Raw genomic sequence first — 16,351 nt, 5'->3', positions numbered from 1 at the left:
CAGGGCCAAAATCAGCCACGAAGAGACGATTTTGGGCTGAAAATTGGAAAATTGAGCCACAGGACGTCGATAAAGGACGGTTTGGGGCGTCATATCGGGAGCTGCGGACCACTTAATCGCAACTTCCCTTGTTCAAATCAGCGGTAAATAGAGCATAGACCAATTCTTGTCAGGGTGAATGTTGTGCTGTCGTGACAGGGCGCCTCCCGCTATACTGCTGATAACTTAAAGGAAAAAGTGAACATTGCGCGGGGGATTTATGCTTCTCGAACGTGTGGAAATTGTCGGGTTTCGCGGTATTAACCGCCTGTCGCTGCAGCTGGAACAGAACAACGTCCTGATCGGCGAGAACGCCTGGGGTAAGTCCAGCCTGCTGGATGCGCTGACGTTACTGCTTTCGCCCGAAGACGATCTGTATCACTTCGTTCGCGACGATTTCTGGTTCCCCCCCGGCGACGTGACGGGGCGCGAGAAGCACCTGCATATTATCCTGACGTTCCGCGAGTCCGAGCCCGGACGTCATCGCGTGCGTCGCTTCCGCCCGCTGTCACCCTGCTGGGTACCGTGCGATGACGGTTTCCACCGCATATTCTACCGGCTGGAAGGGGAGATGGCGGAAAACGAGGGCGTGTTGACCCTGCGTGATTTTCTTGATGAGAAGGCCAGCCCGATCCCGCTGGACAATATCGACGATCTTGCCCGCCATCTGATCCGCCTGACGCCGGTGCTGCGCCTGCGCGACGCGCGTTTTATGCGGCGCATCCGTAACGGTACCGTACCGAATATGCCGGAAGTGGAAGTCACCGCCCGCGAGCTGGATTTTCTGGCGAGAGAGCTGGTGTCGCGTCCCCAGAATCTGACCGACGGTCAAATTCGTCAGGGGTTGTCCGCAATGGTACAGCTGCTGGAGCACTATTTTTCCGAGCAGGGAACGTCGGAGTCGCGCCACCGCCTCATGCGCCGCCGCTCTCATGACGAACAGCGCAGCTGGCGCTACCTCGATATCATTAACCGGATGATCGACCGGCCCGGCGGTCGTACCCATCGGGTGATTTTGCTGGGTCTGTTTTCAACGCTTCTGCAGGCCAAAGGCACCGTGCGTCTTGACCGGGACGCCAGGCCGCTGCTGCTGGTGGAAGACCCGGAAACGCGCCTTCATCCCATCATGCTCTCCGTGGCATGGCATCTGCTGAATCTGCTGCCGCTCCAGCGCGTTACGACCACCAATTCCGGCGAATTATTATCGCTGACGCCGGTCGAGCACGTCTGTCGTCTGGTGCGTGAATCTTCCCGCGTCTCCGCCTACCGGTTAGGTCCGGGTGGATTGAACGCGGAAGACGGGCGGCGCATCGCGTTTCATATTCGCTTTAACCGCGCGTCGTCGCTCTTTGCCCGCTGCTGGCTGCTGGTGGAAGGAGAGACGGAAACCTGGGTCATCAACGAACTGGCGCGCCAGTGCGGCCACCATTTTGATGCGGAAGGCATCAAGGTGATTGAATTCGCCCAGTCGGGACTCAAGCCGCTGATAAAATTTGCCCGCCGGATGGGGATCGAGTGGCACGTTCTGGTCGACGGTGATGAGGCGGGCAAAAAATATGCCTCGACCGTGCGTAGCCTGCTGAATAACGAGCGCGAGGAAGAGCGCGACCATTTAACCATGCTGCCCGCGATGGACATGGAACACTTTATGTATCGTCAGGGGTTCGACGACGTATTCCACCGAATTGCCATGGTGCCGGTCGATGTCCCGATGAACATGCGGCGCGTGATCGCCAAAGCTATTCATCGTTCTTCAAAACCGGATTTAGCCATTGAAGTGGCGACGGAAGCGGGGAGACGGGGCGTGGAGGCGGTGCCGACCCTGCTGCGGAAGATGTTTTCCCGCGTGCTGTGGCTGGCACGCGGGAGAGCGGATTAACGTTGAGTCGCCTGGTTCACCTGCTGAATCAGGCTGTCCAGCAGCGCGTAGCGGCGGCGATATTCGGAGCGTTTTTTGCTCGCGATCTCTTCCATCGGTTTACGTGGCATGACGAGTGGCAGCATGAAGTTGCCGCTATCCTGCTTTTCGCCGCCGATGGAGATCCAGAAACTGTCGTAATCGGCCAACAGTTTCCCCTCTTTTTTCTTGCGGTAGCGCCAGCTGCGATAAATATGGGTGTCGTTACTGACGGCGACTATCTGTTCTACCGGGAAGGCGGTGCCGAGGGTCATGGCGGCTTCGACCAGCAGACGTTTCGGGAACAGACCATGGCAGGCCTTCGTCGCACCCTGGATCAGCTCATGGGGAACGTGGGCTTTTGCGCCCTGCAGGCCGCCGATAAACAGCGTCGATTTTCCCTCAAACTGGCACAGGGTGAAGGTCATCTCGGCCAGCACCGTATTCTGGTGGTCGCAGAAGGCGAGGGTGGCTTCCCCTTCTTTATCCAGAAACGCATCGGCGCACAGGCGGACGGTAAATTGCTCTTCATCTTTACCGGTTAAGGTGAGCAGCGTGAAGCCCTTTTTCGACAGATAACCCGAGAGCAGCGATGCCGGCATATGGCGGCTCATCGTTTGATAGTGCCAGTTAAGGGACTCAAGGGCCTGCTGGCGATCCATATTCACCGTCAGCCAGGGGCGATGCAGACGGCACGGCAGTCCTGGCTGCACCTGCAGCATTTGCATCAGGCTCGGCTGTTTTGCAAGGCTCGTCAACAGGCGAGCGGTACTTACAGGCGTCGCCAGCGAACGTAGCATGAATTTACGTCGATAGGCGGGGTTTTGCCACGCCAGCCCTGGCGTGAGCTTACCGGAAGCCAGATGACTGAAGAGCTGCCAACCCGATGCAGGCTGTGGCAGGTTTGAAAAAGGTGTATCGACGATGGAAGACATGTTAGATCCTGCTTCTTGATGAAGATCTCCATTTCAGCAGGCGAACGTTCAACGTCTCGTAAACAAATTGTGACGATTTCGGAGAGCAGGGGTTTCGTTGAGGAGTCGTTTAGATAGAATCAGCATTTATCATTGCCAGAACATTTATTTGGAATATTTATGAACCTCAAGGGAAAACGCAGAACGCTGTTTCTGCTGCTGGCGGTCGTGGTGTTAGCCGGTGGGTACTGGCTATGGCAGGTGCTGAATGCGCCGGTGCCGCAGTATCAGACGCTGATTGTTCGTCCGGGCGAACTGCAACAAAACGTCCTCGCGACGGGCAAACTTGATGCCCTGCGCAAGGTTGACGTTGGCGCACAGGTCAGCGGTCAGCTGAAAACGCTGTCGGTTGAGATTGGCGATAAGGTAAAAAAAGGCCAGCTGCTCGGCGTGATCGATCCTGAACAGGCCGAGAACCAGATCCGCGAGGTGGAAGCCACGCTGATGGAGCTGCGCGCGCAGCGCGCGCAGGCGCAGGCAGAGCGTAACCTGGCCCAGGTGACGCTGACCCGTCAGCAGGCGCTGGCCAAAACCCAGGCGATCTCGAAGCAGGATTTAGATACGGCCACCACGGAACTGGCGGTGAAGCAGGCGCAGATTGGCACGATTGACGCGCAAATCAAACGCAACCAGGCCTCGCTGGATACGGCGAAAACCAACCTCGACTACACCAAAATCGTTGCGCCGATGGCCGGGGAAGTGACGCAAATTACCACGCTGCAGGGGCAGACGGTGATTGCCGCGCAGCAGGCGCCCAACATTCTGACGCTGGCGGACATGAGCACCATGCTGGTCAAAGCTCAGGTCTCGGAGGCGGACGTTATCCATCTCAGACCGGGGCAGAATGCCTGGTTTACGGTGCTGGGCGATCCGCAGACGCGCTACGAAGGCGTGCTGAAAGACATTCTCCCGACGCCGGAAAAGGTTAACGACGCCATCTTCTACTATGCCCGTTTTGAAGTGCCGAACCCGCAGGGCGTGCTGCGTCTCGACATGACCGCGCAGGTGCATATCCAGCTGACCGGCGTGAAGAACGTGCTGACCATTCCCCTCTCCGCGCTGGGTGAGTCCGCCGGTGATAGCCGCTATAAAGTGAAAGTGCTGCGCAACGGCGAAACGCGCGAGCGCGAAGTGGTGATTGGCGCGCGCAACGACACCGACGTGGTGGTGGTGAAAGGGCTGGAAGAGGGTGAGGAGGTTGTCATCAGCGAAAGCCTGCCCGGAGCCGCGAAATGACGGCATTGCTTGAGCTGAAAGACATTCGCCGCAGCTATCCGTCGGGTGATGGCCCGGTGGAGGTGCTAAAAGGTATCTCCCTGCGCGTGGAGGTGGGCGAGATGGTGGCGATTGTCGGGGCATCTGGCTCCGGTAAATCGACGCTGATGAACATTCTCGGCTGCCTGGATAAACCGACCAGCGGCACGTACCGCGTGGCCGGGACGGACGTCTCAACGCTGGACGGCGACGCGCTGGCGAAGCTGCGTCGGGAGCACTTCGGCTTTATCTTCCAGCGTTACCATCTGCTTTCTCACCTCAATGCCGCGCAGAACGTGGAAGTTCCGGCGGTCTATGCGGGCGTCGAGCGGAAAAAACGCCTCGAGCGCGCGCAGATGCTGCTGACGCGCCTGGGGCTGGCGGAGCGGGTGGAGTATCAGCCCTCGCAGCTGTCCGGCGGCCAGCAGCAGCGCGTGAGTATTGCCCGTGCCCTGATGAACGGCGGGCAGGTGATCCTCGCGGATGAGCCAACCGGCGCGCTCGACAGCCATTCCGGCGAAGAGGTGATGGCGATCCTGCACCAGCTTCGCGATCAGGGGCATACGGTCATTATCGTGACCCACGATCCGCAGGTGGCGGCGCAGGCGGAGCGAATCATTGAGATCCACGACGGCGAGCTGGTCAGCAACCCGCCGCCGCGTGAGTCCAGGGCTGCGGCGCTGAAAGAAGTGCTTCCGGCATCAACCGGATGGGGGCAATTTTCCAGCGGCTTTCGTGAAGCATTGACCATGGCCTGGCTGGCGATGGCGGCCAATAAAATGCGTACCCTGCTGACCATGCTCGGCATTATCATCGGTATCGCCTCGGTGGTGTCGATTGTGGTGGTGGGCGATGCGGCCAAGCAGCTGGTGCTGGCGGATATTCGCGCTATCGGCACCAACACCATCGACGTCTATCCCGGCAAAGACTTTGGTGACGACGAGCCTCAGTATCAGCAGGCGCTGAAATACGACGATCTGGCGGCCATTCAGAAGCAGCCGTGGGTCAACTCCGCCACGCCTGCGGTGTCGCAAAACCTGCGCCTGCGCGTGGGCAATGTTGACGTGGCGGCCAGCGCGAACGGCGTCAGCGGGGATTATTTCAACGTCTACGGTATGACCTTCAGCGAAGGCGCCACCTTTAACGCCGAACAGCTGGCGGGCAGGGCGCAGGTGGTGGTGCTGGACGCAAACTCGCGCAGGCAGCTTTTCCCCAATAAAGCTAACGTGGTGGGCGAAGTGATCCTGGTCGGCAACATGCCTGCCACGGTCATCGGCGTGGCGGAAGAGAAGCAGTCGATGTTTGGCAGCAGCAAGATCCTGCGCGTCTGGCTTCCCTATACCACCATCTCCGGGCGGATTATGGGGCAATCCTGGCTCAACTCCATCACCGTGCGCGTGAAGGAGGGCTACGACAGCGCGCTGGCCGAACAGCAGCTTGAGCGGCTGCTCACCCTGCGCCACGGGAAGAAAGATTTCTTCACCTGGAATATGGACGGCCTCTTGAAAACGGCAGAAAAGACCACACGTACTCTTCAGCTGTTCCTCACGCTGGTGGCGGTGATTTCGCTGGTCGTCGGCGGTATCGGGGTGATGAACATCATGCTGGTGTCGGTAACCGAGCGTACCCGGGAGATTGGCATCCGCATGGCGGTCGGGGCCAGAGCCAGCGACGTGCTGCAGCAGTTTTTGATTGAAGCCGTGCTGGTGTGTCTGGTCGGCGGTGCGATGGGGATTGCGCTCTCGATGATGATCGCCTTCGCGCTCCAGCTCTTTTTACCCGGCTGGGAAATTGGCTTCTCGCCGGTGGCCATTATTACCGCATTCTTGTGTTCAACCTTTACCGGCATTTTGTTTGGCTGGTTGCCCGCCCGCAACGCGGCGCGGCTGGATCCGGTGGATGCGCTGGCTCGGGAATAACCCGAAAATAAAAATGCCAGCCGATCGGGCTGGCATTTTGACTGCGGGATGTACACAATAAAACAGAGAGCTATGCAACCGTCTCTGCTTCAATGGGGACGATAAGGCTTGCATGATTGCCTTTTGGTCCCTGGTGGACATCGAACCGGACGGACTGCCCGGCTTTGAGCGTTCTGTAACCATCCATCTGAATGGTGGAATAGTGAGCGAAGATATCCTCGCCGCCGCCTTCGGGGCAGATGAAGCCAAACCCTTTGGCGTTGTTGAACCACTTAACAGTACCCATTTCCATGCTTCGACATCCTTCGTAAATCTTATAAGTTAAGATGGAATGAACCGGTGGTGGAGTGGGGGCTGTTCAAAACCTCGCCATCTCACGCTTGTACAATTTAGAGAAACGAAAGACGTCGTCAAGCGTTTGGCGCTGGAGATGGGACAATAATCAACCAAAGTTTGAAGCAGTTAACGCTATTGCAACAGTTTGTGACAGACATCGCGGATGACAGTAATAGATGATTGTTATCTAACATCTGAGGTAGATTCAAAGTGGTTATGCAAAATGGGTAAGACCAACGACTGGCTGGATTTTGACCAGCTGGCGGAAGACAAAGTGCGTGACGCGCTAAAACCGCCATCTATGTATAAAGTTATGTTAATGAACGATGATTACACGCCGATGGAATTTGTTATTGACGTGCTACAAAAGTTCTTTTCTTATGATGTAGAACGTGCAACGCAACTGATGCTTACCGTTCATTATCGTGGCAAAGCTATCTGCGGCATCTTCACAGCCGAAGTGGCGGAAACCAAAGTGGCGATGGTGAACGACTATGCGAGGGAGAACGAGCATCCGTTGCTGTGTACGCTGGAAAAGGCCTGATAAGGCATAAAATTGGGGGAGGTGCCTATGCTCAATCAAGAACTGGAACTCAGTTTAAACATGGCTTTCGCCAGAGCGCGTGAGCACCGACATGAGTTTATGACCGTCGAGCATTTACTGCTCGCACTGCTTAGCAACCCATCTGCCCGCGAAGCGCTGGAAGCCTGCTCCGTGGATCTGGTGGCGCTACGTCAGGAACTCGAAGCCTTCATCGAACAAACCACACCGGTGCTGCCTGCCAGTGAAGAAGAGCGCGACACGCAGCCGACGCTCAGCTTCCAGCGCGTGTTGCAGCGCGCGGTATTCCACGTCCAGTCTTCCGGACGTAGTGAAGTGACTGGCGCAAACGTCTTAGTCGCCATCTTCAGCGAGCAGGAGTCACAGGCTGCCTATCTGCTGCGCAAACACGAAGTCAGCCGCCTCGACGTGGTTAACTTTATCTCTCACGGAACGCGCAAAGACGAGCCTAACCAGGCCTCGGATTCCAGCAATCAGGTCAATAACAATGAAGAGCAAGCAGGCGGGGAGGATCGTATGGAAAACTTCACCACCAATCTTAATCAGCTTGCTCGCGTTGGCGGTATCGACCCGCTGATTGGTCGCGATAAAGAGCTGGAGCGCGCGATCCAGGTGCTGTGCCGTCGCCGCAAGAACAACCCGCTGCTGGTGGGGGAATCTGGCGTGGGTAAAACCGCGATTGCCGAAGGCCTTGCCTGGCGCATTGTGCAGGGCGACGTACCGGAAGTGATTGCCGACTGCACCATCTACTCGCTGGACATCGGCTCGCTGCTGGCGGGCACCAAATACCGTGGTGATTTTGAAAAACGCTTCAAGGCGCTGTTAAAACAGCTGGAGCAGGACACCAACAGTATCCTGTTTATCGATGAAATCCACACCATCATCGGCGCGGGTGCGGCCTCCGGTGGCCAGGTGGATGCGGCTAACCTGATCAAACCGCTGCTCTCCAGCGGCAAGATCCGCGTGATTGGCTCCACCACCTACCAGGAGTTCAGCAACATCTTTGAGAAAGACCGTGCGCTGGCGCGCCGCTTCCAGAAAATCGACGTGACCGAACCGTCCGTCGAGGAAACGGTGCAGATCATCAACGGCCTGAAGCCGAAGTACGAAGCGCACCACGACGTGCGTTACACCGCGAAAGCGGTGCGTGCGGCGGTGGAGTTGGCGGTGAAATACATCAACGACCGTCATCTGCCGGATAAGGCGATTGACGTGATTGATGAGGCAGGGGCGCGTGCGCGCCTGATGCCGGCCAGCAAGCGTAAGAAAACCGTTAACGTGGCGGATATTGAGTCCGTGGTGGCCCGCATCGCGCGTATCCCTGAGAAGAGCGTTTCTCAGAGCGACCGCGACACGCTGCGCACCCTCGGCAACCGCCTGAAAATGCTGGTCTTTGGTCAGGATAAAGCCATTGAGGCCTTAACCGAAGCGATCAAGATGGCCCGCGCAGGACTGGGGCATGAGCACAAGCCTGTCGGTTCCTTCCTGTTTGCCGGCCCGACCGGCGTGGGGAAAACCGAGGTAACGGTTCAGCTCTCCAAAGCGCTGGGCATTGAGCTGCTGCGCTTTGATATGTCCGAGTATATGGAGCGTCACACCGTCAGTCGTTTGATTGGTGCGCCTCCGGGCTACGTGGGCTTTGACCAGGGCGGCCTGCTCACCGACGCGGTGATCAAGCATCCGCACGCGGTCCTGCTGCTCGATGAAATCGAGAAAGCGCACCCGGACGTGTTCAACATCCTGCTGCAGGTGATGGACAACGGGACGCTGACCGACAACAACGGGCGCAAGGCGGACTTCCGCAACGTGGTGCTGGTGATGACCACCAACGCCGGGGTACGTGAAACCGAGCGTAAATCCATCGGCCTGATCCACCAGGACAACAGCACCGATGCGATGGAGGAGATCAAGAAGATCTTCACGCCGGAGTTCCGTAACCGTCTGGACAACATTATCTGGTTCGATCACCTCTCTACCGAGGTGATCCATCAGGTGGTGGACAAGTTCATCGTCGAGTTGCAGGTTCAGCTGGATCAGAAAGGCGTGTCGCTGGAAGTAAGCCAGGAGGCCCGCAACTGGCTGGCCGAGAAAGGCTACGACCGTGCGATGGGGGCCCGTCCGATGGCGCGCGTGATTCAGGACAACCTGAAGAAACCGCTGGCGAACGAGCTGCTGTTTGGCTCGCTGGTGGACGGCGGCCAGGTGACCGTGGCGCTGGACCAGGCGAAGAACGAACTGACGTACGATTTCCAGAGTGCAGCGAAGCACAAGCCGGAAGCGGCTCACTGATTTCTTACGTAGGTCTTAAAAACCGGGCAATAGCCCGGTTTTTTTATGCCTGCCTTTAGCCCTCTCCCTGTGGAAGAGGGCTGGGATGAGGCCACCAGGTTGCCAAAAAATACATCCCCCGGCATAGCCAAATTAAAGCCACAAATAAAAAAGGCCGGGTTTAACCCGACCTTTTAAATATTCATCTGCCATTACAGGCGAAAACAATTAGCGACTACGGAAGACAATGCGGCCTTTGCTCAGGTCGTACGGGGTCAGTTCAACAGTCACTTTGTCGCCCGTCAAAATGCGGATGTAGTTTTTGCGCATTTTACCGGAGATGTGCGCAGTTACCACGTGACCGTTTTCCAGCTCTACGCGAAACATGGTATTAGGTAACGTATCAAGTACGGTACCCTGCATTTCAATATTGTCTTCTTTGGCCATCTAATCCTCTGGGGTATCACTACCAAGTTTTGAACCGGCAAGATAATGCCGAAATTCATCAATTAAGTAAAGAATTGCGCGTTTGAAACGCAGCAAAACAGTTTCGGCGCATTGCCCAAGCGTCACGGTACAACCGAACAGGAAGCGCATTCGTAAAGGGGAGACAACAGGATAAACGTCAGGACGTTATCTGAAGCGAAGGTCCCAAACGGCGGCGGGGCAACAGGCAGAAGCTACTCTGCGGCATAATTATAACACCCTCACAAAAAATATGCGGAAAACATTTAGGCATTGGGCATAAAGAGCGTTCTCGGTATCCAGAAGTCGCGCGGGAGCTTTTCCTGACGACTGGCATCCAGATGCTCGATGTACTGGCGTCGCGGTATCTCAACGGCGCCGAGGGAAGCCGTGTGCTCATTGAGCACCTGACAATCGATCAGGCGTCCGCCGCGCTGGGCAAACGCCTGGCAGAAGACCAGCAGCGCCGTTTTCGAGGCGTTAACCGCGCGGGAGAACATCGACTCACCACAAAACAGCGTCCCCTGCGCCACGCCATACATGCCGCCGACCAGTGCTCCGCCGTCCCACACCTCAATGGAGTGCGCGTAGCCAAGCTCGTGAAGCTGGTGGTAAGCGGTAATGATATCGCGGGTTATCCATGTTCCCTCAAACCGGTCTTCGGCACAGCCTTCAATGACCTGACCAAAGGCGTGGTTCAGGGTGACGCGGTACGGTGATTTTGCATGGAAACGCTTCATGCTGCGGCTCAGGTGAAACTGCTCTGGCCACAGCACGGCACGCGGATCGGGAGACCACCATAAAATCGGGTCGCCGGGAGAAAACCAGGGGAAGATGCCGCGCTGGTACGCCATCAACAGCCGCGCAGGGCTGAGGTCACCACCAAGGGCCAGCAGCCCATTGGGTTCACGCAGCGCCCCTTCTGGAGAAGGGAACGCGATGTTATGACGAGAAAGCTGGACCAGGCGCATGACAGCAAAACTCCAGTACGCGAGTGAGGACGCTACAAATATAGTCTACAGACGCTGTTTAAACTGGAAGTAGCGACCCTGTTTCGCCAACAGCTCTGCGTGACTACCTTGCTCAATAATGTGTCCGTTGTCCATCACAATTATCCGATCAAAACTCGCCAGTCCGCGCAGGCGGTGCGTAACCATCAGGACGGTTTTACCGGTCATGACATTGGCCAGCAAATCAAGGATTTGGCTCTCGGTCGTGGCATCCAGCCCTTCGGTAGGTTCGTCAAGCAGCATCAGCGGCGCATCGTGCAGCAGCGCGCGCGCAATCGCCAGACGGCGCAGCTCTCCGCCGGAAAGCTGACGACCGCCTTCACCGAGCCAGCTGTTCAGTCCATCGCCCTCAAGCAGCTTATGCAGACCGACCTGTTCCAGCACGGCGCGAAGCGCATCATCAGAGGCCTCTGGCGCAGCCAGCAGCAGGTTATCGCGCAGGGTGGCGCTAAACAGATGCACCCGCTGCGGAACGACGCTGACGGTTTTGCGCAGGGCCTGCTCGCTGAAATCGGTCAGCAACGTATTATTAAAACAAATCTGACCGCGCTGCGGGTCCCAGGCGCGGGTCAACAGCTGCAGCAGCGTCGATTTACCGCAGCCGGTACGGCCGAGGATCGCAATCCGCTGGCCGGCATTCACAGAAAGGGTGATACCGTCCAGCGCGTTCTGCGCCTGTTTGTCATAGCTGAAGGTGACATCTTCAAGCGTCAGCGCAACCTGCTCAGGGACAACGGTCTGCCCGGCACTGAACGTGACTTCAGGCTCCTGCTCGGCAATCTGGGTGATGCGCAGGGCAGAGGCGATGACCTGTCCCAGATGCTGGAAGGCACCCGTCACCGGAGCCAGCGCTTCAAACGCGGCCAGCGCACAGAAAACGAAAAGGGCAATAAGCGGACCCGGCTGTGTGTTTCCCCCAATATCGCCGGAAGCCAGCCACAGCATGGCTATTACCGCCACGCCGCCGATCAGCATCATCAGCGCCTGAGAGAAGGCCGTCAGCTCCGACTGACGGCGCTGGGCCTCATGCCAGTTCAGCTCCGTACTTTCCATCCGCGCGCGGTAGCGCTTGCTGGCACCAAAAATGGTCAGCTCTGCCTGCCCCTGAAGCCAGGCGGTCAGCTGCTGGCGGTAGTCCCCGCGCAGACGCGTCAGGTTTTCCCCGGTGGATTTCCCGGCGCGGTAAAACAGCGGCGGCAGAACGATAAGCGTCAGCAGCATGATCCCGCCCAGCGTCAGCGCAACGGGAACATCCAGAACAGACAGCCCCAGCGTGACCACCACAATCACCACAAACGCGCCCACGATAGGGGAAATCACGCGCAGGTAAAGGTGATCCAGCGTGTCAACGTCCGCCACCACGCGGTTAAGCAACTCGCCCTGACGAAAACGCGCCAGCCCGGCAGGGGAGAGGGGCAGCAGTTTGCTGAAGGTATAGATACGCAGGTGCTGCAGCACGCGGAAAGTGGCGTCGTGGCTGACCAGCCGTTCGAAATAGCGTCCGGCAGTACGGGTGATGGCGGTACCGCGAACCCCGGCAGCCGGAAGCATATAGTTGAAGCTGTATAATCCGGCGAACCCCGCGACGGCCGAGGCCGACAGGAACCAGCCGGAAAGCGTGAGCAGGCCGATGCTGGCGAGCAGCGTGACAATCGCCAGCACAATCCCCAGCGTCAGCATCCATTTGTGGCGTTTATAAAGCGCAAGATAAGGCAGCAGAGCGCGCATCAGATATCCTCCTGACGGTTCGCCAGCAGGGTCGCAAATGGCCCCTGGGCGGCAACGAGAGAGGCGTAGTCGCCTTGCTCAACAATACGGCCGTTTTCCATGACCCAGATCTGGTCCCAGTCGGCAATCCCTTCCAGCTGGTGGGTGACCATCAGGGTGGTTTGCTGCAGGGCGGCGGCGTTAAGCGCTTCCATTACGCGCTGCTCGCTGTGTGCGTCAAGGCTGGCTGCGGGCTCGTCCAGCAGCATAAGCTGGCATGGGTTAAGCAGCGCGCGGGCAACGGCCACACGCTGCGCCTGCCCGACCGACAGCCCGGCGGACTGGTCGCCGACAACGGTATCCACTCCTTGCGGCAGCAGCGGCAGAAATTCGCTGACCCAGGCGCGGTCGAGAACCGATTGCAGCTCATCTTCTCGCGCGTCCGGGCGCGCCAGAAGCACGTTTTCACGCAGCGTCGCGGCGGGAAGCTGCGGGTTTTGGCCTACCCAACTGAGCTGTTTACGCCAGGCGTCAGGATCGAGGTTGCGCAGTTCGGTTTTGTTGATCCGCAGTGAACCCGTGTAGGCCATAAAACCGGATAGCGCGTTCAGCAGAGAACTTTTCCCGGAACCGCTGATGCCGACAAGCACCACGCGTTGTCCGGCAGGTAAGGTAAAGTTCAGCGGACCGGCGAGCACTTTGCCTTCGGGCGACAGAATGGAAAAGTCCTGTGCTTCAATGGTCACGGGGTCTTTAGCATTCAGCGTTACGTCACCGCGCTCCGGGTGGGCCAGCGGCGTTTCCAGGAACGTTTTCAGGCTATCGGCGGCGCCAACCGCCTGGGCTTTGGCGTGATAGAAGGTCCCCAGATCGCGAAGCGGCTGGAAAAACTCCGGCGCCAGGATCAGCGCCAGGAACCCGGCGGAAAGGGTCACCGCCGTGCCGTAATGGCCGAAATCCAGCGCGCCGAGGTAGGAGAAGCCGAAGTAGACCGCCACGAGGGCAATCGACAGTGAGGTGAAGAATTCCAGTACGCCGGAGGACAGGAAGGCGAGGCGTAACACTTCCATGGTGCGCTGACGGAAGTCCTGCGACGCCAGGCGAATATTTTCGGTTTCCGCTTCACCGCGGCCAAAAATGCGCAACGTCTCCATGCCGCGAAGGCGATCGAGGAAATGACCGCTCAAGCGACCCAATGCCAGGAAGTTTCGGCGGTTGGCATCCGCTGCCCCCATCCCGACCAGCGCCATAAAAAGCGGGATCAGCGGGGCGGTGCCCATAAGAATCAGCGCTGCCATCCAGTTCACCGGGAAAATGGCGATCACGATCAGCAGCGGAACGAAGACGGCAAGGGCCATCTGCGGCAGATAGCGCGCGTAGTAGTCATGCATATCGTCAATCTGCTCAAGGATCAGCGTCGCCCAGCTACCGGCCGGTTTACCCTGGATCCACGCGGGCCCGGCTTCCTGAAGCCTGTCGAGGACCTGACGGCGGATCTCATAGCGGATATGCTGCCCCGCGTGGAAGCCGACGCGCTCACGCAGCCACACCACCCAGGCGCGCAGGATAAAAATCAGGATCAGGACAATAAAGGGCAGCAGGAGCGCTTCGCGGGGAATGTTCTCCATGATCATGTGATTAAGAATGCGGGCCAGCAGCCATGCCTGGGCAACAATCAACAGACCGCTGATGAAACCCAAAATACGGGAAATCGTAAGCCAGCGGCGGGAAAGAACGCTTTGCTGTTTCAGCCAGCGTGTTAACTCTTGTTGACGGGTTTTTTCCATTGCGTACTTTGCAGGTGACGTTATTAGAAGTTGGGCAGCGCAATGTTACAACGGGGAGACAATAAAGGCGACTTATCGCCGCCTTTATTTACGTTTGTTACTGACTTGTAAAGATTATTTACCTTGTTCAGCCAGTCCATCGAGGTAGCGTTCAGCGTCCAGCGCGGCCATACAGCCGGTGCCCGCAGAGGTGATCGCCTGACGGTAAATGTGGTCCATTACGTCGCCGGCCGCGAATACGCCCGGGATGCTGGTTTGAGTCGCATTACCGTGAATGCCGGACTGCACTTTGATGTAGCCGTTTTCCAGCTCCAGCTGGCCTTCGAAGATCGCGGTGTTCGGGCTGTGGCCGATAGCCACGAACAGACCCGCCACTTCCAGCGTTTCGACGTTATCGGTGTTCTGGGTATCACGGATACGCAGACCGGCAACGCCCATCTGGTCGCCCGTCACCTCTTCCAGGGTGCGGTTGGTGTGCAGCACGATGTTGCCGCTTGCCACTTTGTCCATCAGGCGTTTGATCAGGATCTTCTCCGCGCGGAAGGTCTCGCGACGGTGGATCAGGTGCACTTCAGAGGCAATGTTGGCCAGATAAAGCGCTTCTTCCACCGCGGTGTTACCGCCGCCGATAACCGCGACTTTCTGGTTGCGATAGAAGAAACCGTCGCAGGTGGCGCAGGCAGAAACCCCGCGGCCTTTGAACGCTTCTTCGGATGGCAGACCGAGATAACGGGCAGAGGCGCCGGTAGCGATGATCAGCGCGTCACAGGTGTATTCACCGCTGTCACCCGTCAGGCGGAACGGACGGTTCTGCAGGTCGACCTTGTTGATGTGATCGAACAGAATTTCGGTTTCGAATTTAGCGGCATGCTCGTGCATGCGCTCCATCAGCAGCGGCCCGGTCAGGTCGTTCGGGTCCCCTGGCCAGTTTTCCACTTCGGTGGTGGTGGTCAGCTGACCGCCTTTTTCCATGCCGGTGATGAGTACCGGGTGCAGGTTAGCGCGTGCAGCGTAGACCGCCGCGGTATATCCCGCAGGTCCAGAACCAAGGATTAGCAGCTTACTGTGTTTGGCCGTGCCCATGAGATCCCCATTGTTGTTGGCAGACATTTGGCTGGATTGTAGGGAATTTGTTGCCGTAAAAAAAGAGCGCAGCAATTTTGATATCAATCTGTGTAATAGCCGTGGACGATGAATCGCGCGCGATAACATCACGCTTTCTTAAGAAAACCGGTCGTTTATAAGGCAATAAAATGAGGATTAATACCCTGTCGTGTTGAATATCCGGCATGTTGTACTAAAAAACGATGTTTTGCTTTGACAATCCCCTGCGCTTTTGCGAAAACATTCAAGGAAGAAAAAAAACCGCGTTAACCGTATGCCGCATAGGCATGCACGTAAATGCCATTTTTACCGGGTCAGTGAAATCTACGCATGGCGTGGACAGACGCCATACGTGATGTCGGTGACAGCCTTCGGGCAACGGTCTTCTTACCAACAGAACCCGAATCCGCATCGCGTCTAATACAAAACCAGGCGATGTGATGACTAACGGGTACAGGCTCTGAACAGTGATGTGCACAGGGTCCAGGCAGGAGTAGGGAAGGAATACAGAGAGACAATAATAATGGTAGATAGCAAGAAGCGCCCTGGCAAAGATCTCGACCGTATCGATCGTAACATTCTGAATGAATTGCAAAAGGATGGGCGTATTTCCAACGTCGAGCTTTCAAAACGTGTGGGACTTTCCCCGACGCCGTGCCTTGAGCGTGTGCGCCGACTGGAAAGACAGGGTTTTATTCAGGGCTATACGGCTCTGCTGAACCCGCATTATCTGGATGCCTCACTTCTGGTATTTGTTGAGATTACTCTGAATCGTGGTGCGCCGGATGTGTTTGAGCAATTTAACGCCGCTGTACAAAAACTTGAAGAAATTCAAGAGTGTCATCTGGTGTCCGGTGATTTCGACTACCTGTTGAAAACCCGTGTGCCTGATATGTCCGCCTACCGTAAGCTGCTGGGGGAAACCCTGTTGCGTCTGCCGGGCGTGAACGACACCCGTACTTATGTGGTAATGGAAGAGGTCAAACAGAGCAATCGTCTGGTTATTAAGACGCGCTAACACGGAACAGG

13 protein-coding genes are annotated in these 16,351 nt (G+C 57.3%); 6 read left to right on the top strand and 7 right to left on the bottom strand.

The genetic code is table 11. The features are described from left to right. The first annotated feature begins 259 nt into the window (after positions 1-259). The gene (locus ACOTXT_RS13095) at positions 260-1,918 is read left to right on the top strand and encodes an ATP-dependent endonuclease (protein WP_008499997.1); all 1,659 of its coding nucleotides are present in this window, start codon (positions 260-262) and stop codon (positions 1,916-1,918) included. Here the strand turns inward: ACOTXT_RS13095 and ACOTXT_RS13090 are convergent. Next, the gene (locus tag ACOTXT_RS13090) at positions 1,915-2,871 is read right to left on the bottom strand and encodes a VirK/YbjX family protein (RefSeq protein WP_021240892.1); all 957 of its coding nucleotides are present in this window, start codon (positions 2,869-2,871) and stop codon (positions 1,915-1,917) included. The genes ACOTXT_RS13095 and ACOTXT_RS13090 overlap by 4 nt on opposite strands. 159 nt (positions 2,872-3,030) lie before the next feature. On the opposite strand from ACOTXT_RS13090, the gene macA reads away from it, so the two are divergent. Together macA and macB are read left to right on the top strand one after the other, a co-directional pair. Beyond that, entirely contained in the window at positions 3,031-4,146 is a 1,116-nt protein-coding gene (gene macA, locus ACOTXT_RS13085) for a macrolide transporter subunit MacA (protein WP_023327007.1), read from the top strand. Further along, on the top strand, positions 4,143-6,083 hold the full coding sequence (macB, locus tag ACOTXT_RS13080) for a macrolide ABC transporter ATP-binding protein/permease MacB (RefSeq protein WP_333164578.1): 1,941 nt from the start codon (positions 4,143-4,145) through the stop codon (positions 6,081-6,083). The genes macA and macB overlap by 4 nt, the downstream gene beginning before the upstream one ends. 70 nt (positions 6,084-6,153) lie before the next feature. Here macB and cspD read toward each other — a convergent pair whose 3' ends face one another. Beyond that, positions 6,154-6,375, bottom strand: coding sequence for a cold shock-like protein CspD (gene cspD / locus ACOTXT_RS13075; protein WP_008499993.1), 222 nt, complete (start codon positions 6,373-6,375; stop codon positions 6,154-6,156). Positions 6,376-6,642: 267 nt separating this feature from the next. Between cspD and clpS the strand changes: the two genes are divergently transcribed. Next, the gene (gene clpS / locus ACOTXT_RS13070; protein ID WP_006174393.1) at positions 6,643-6,963 is read left to right on the top strand and encodes an ATP-dependent Clp protease adapter ClpS; all 321 of its coding nucleotides are present in this window, start codon (positions 6,643-6,645) and stop codon (positions 6,961-6,963) included. Between the two features lie 27 nt (positions 6,964-6,990). Then, complete coding sequence (clpA, locus tag ACOTXT_RS13065; protein WP_014831269.1) at positions 6,991-9,270, top strand: ATP-dependent Clp protease ATP-binding subunit ClpA; 2,280 nt, start codon at positions 6,991-6,993, stop codon at positions 9,268-9,270. 207 nt (positions 9,271-9,477) lie between these two features. Here clpA and infA read toward each other — a convergent pair whose 3' ends face one another. The 5 genes from infA to trxB form a co-directional block, all read right to left on the bottom strand. Next, complete coding sequence (gene infA, locus ACOTXT_RS13060; protein ID WP_002211347.1) at positions 9,478-9,696, bottom strand: translation initiation factor IF-1; 219 nt, start codon at positions 9,694-9,696, stop codon at positions 9,478-9,480. 284 nt (positions 9,697-9,980) lie between these two features. Further along, positions 9,981-10,685 (bottom strand): leucyl/phenylalanyl-tRNA--protein transferase, encoded by a 705-nt coding sequence (gene aat, locus ACOTXT_RS13055; RefSeq protein ID WP_008499991.1) that lies wholly within the window; start codon positions 10,683-10,685, stop codon positions 9,981-9,983. 45 nt (positions 10,686-10,730) lie between these two features. Further along, entirely contained in the window at positions 10,731-12,452 is a 1,722-nt protein-coding gene (gene cydC, locus ACOTXT_RS13050) for a heme ABC transporter ATP-binding protein/permease CydC (RefSeq protein ID WP_055321764.1), read from the bottom strand. Next, a complete protein-coding gene (gene cydD, locus ACOTXT_RS13045) occupies positions 12,452-14,218 on the bottom strand; it encodes a heme ABC transporter permease/ATP-binding protein CydD (protein ID WP_063929846.1) in 1,767 nt (588 codons plus the stop codon). The genes cydC and cydD overlap by 1 nt, the downstream gene beginning before the upstream one ends. A 114-nt stretch (positions 14,219-14,332) precedes the next feature. Continuing rightward, the gene (gene trxB, locus ACOTXT_RS13040; protein WP_021240886.1) at positions 14,333-15,301 is read right to left on the bottom strand and encodes a thioredoxin-disulfide reductase; all 969 of its coding nucleotides are present in this window, start codon (positions 15,299-15,301) and stop codon (positions 14,333-14,335) included. A 544-nt stretch (positions 15,302-15,845) separates the two neighbouring features. Between trxB and lrp the strand changes: the two genes are divergently transcribed. Then, the gene (lrp, locus tag ACOTXT_RS13035) at positions 15,846-16,340 is read left to right on the top strand and encodes a leucine-responsive transcriptional regulator Lrp (protein WP_000228469.1); all 495 of its coding nucleotides are present in this window, start codon (positions 15,846-15,848) and stop codon (positions 16,338-16,340) included. Positions 16,341-16,351: the final 11 nt, after the last annotated feature.

The sequence above is a fragment of the Enterobacter cloacae complex sp. IR5422 genome, assembly GCF_049238165.1.
GTDB classification, from domain to species: Bacteria; Pseudomonadota; Gammaproteobacteria; order Enterobacterales; family Enterobacteriaceae; genus Enterobacter; species Enterobacter roggenkampii.
Note: the sequence above shows the minus strand (reverse complement) of the source record. Positions and strands in the feature narration are given on the sequence as shown.

Bases quoted from the DNA above. Each gene is read 5' to 3' on its own strand.
- ACOTXT_RS13095 (WP_008499997.1), top strand. From the start codon at position 260: ATGCTTCTCGAACGTGTGGAAATTGTCGGGTTTCGCGGTATTAACCGC.
- ACOTXT_RS13090 (WP_021240892.1), bottom strand. From the start codon at position 2,871: ATGTCTTCCATCGTCGATACACCTTTTTCAAACCTGCCACAGCCTGCA.
- macA (WP_023327007.1), top strand. From the start codon at position 3,031: ATGAACCTCAAGGGAAAACGCAGAACGCTGTTTCTGCTGCTGGCGGTC.
- macB (WP_333164578.1), top strand. From the start codon at position 4,143: ATGACGGCATTGCTTGAGCTGAAAGACATTCGCCGCAGCTATCCGTCG.
- cspD (WP_008499993.1), bottom strand. From the start codon at position 6,375: ATGGAAATGGGTACTGTTAAGTGGTTCAACAACGCCAAAGGGTTTGGC.
- clpS (WP_006174393.1), top strand. From the start codon at position 6,643: ATGGGTAAGACCAACGACTGGCTGGATTTTGACCAGCTGGCGGAAGAC.
- clpA (WP_014831269.1), top strand. From the start codon at position 6,991: ATGCTCAATCAAGAACTGGAACTCAGTTTAAACATGGCTTTCGCCAGA.
- infA (WP_002211347.1), bottom strand. From the start codon at position 9,696: ATGGCCAAAGAAGACAATATTGAAATGCAGGGTACCGTACTTGATACG.
- aat (WP_008499991.1), bottom strand. From the start codon at position 10,685: ATGCGCCTGGTCCAGCTTTCTCGTCATAACATCGCGTTCCCTTCTCCA.
- cydC (WP_055321764.1), bottom strand. From the start codon at position 12,452: ATGCGCGCTCTGCTGCCTTATCTTGCGCTTTATAAACGCCACAAATGG.
- cydD (WP_063929846.1), bottom strand. From the start codon at position 14,218: ATGGAAAAAACCCGTCAACAAGAGTTAACACGCTGGCTGAAACAGCAA.
- trxB (WP_021240886.1), bottom strand. From the start codon at position 15,301: ATGGGCACGGCCAAACACAGTAAGCTGCTAATCCTTGGTTCTGGACCT.
- lrp (WP_000228469.1), top strand. From the start codon at position 15,846: ATGGTAGATAGCAAGAAGCGCCCTGGCAAAGATCTCGACCGTATCGAT.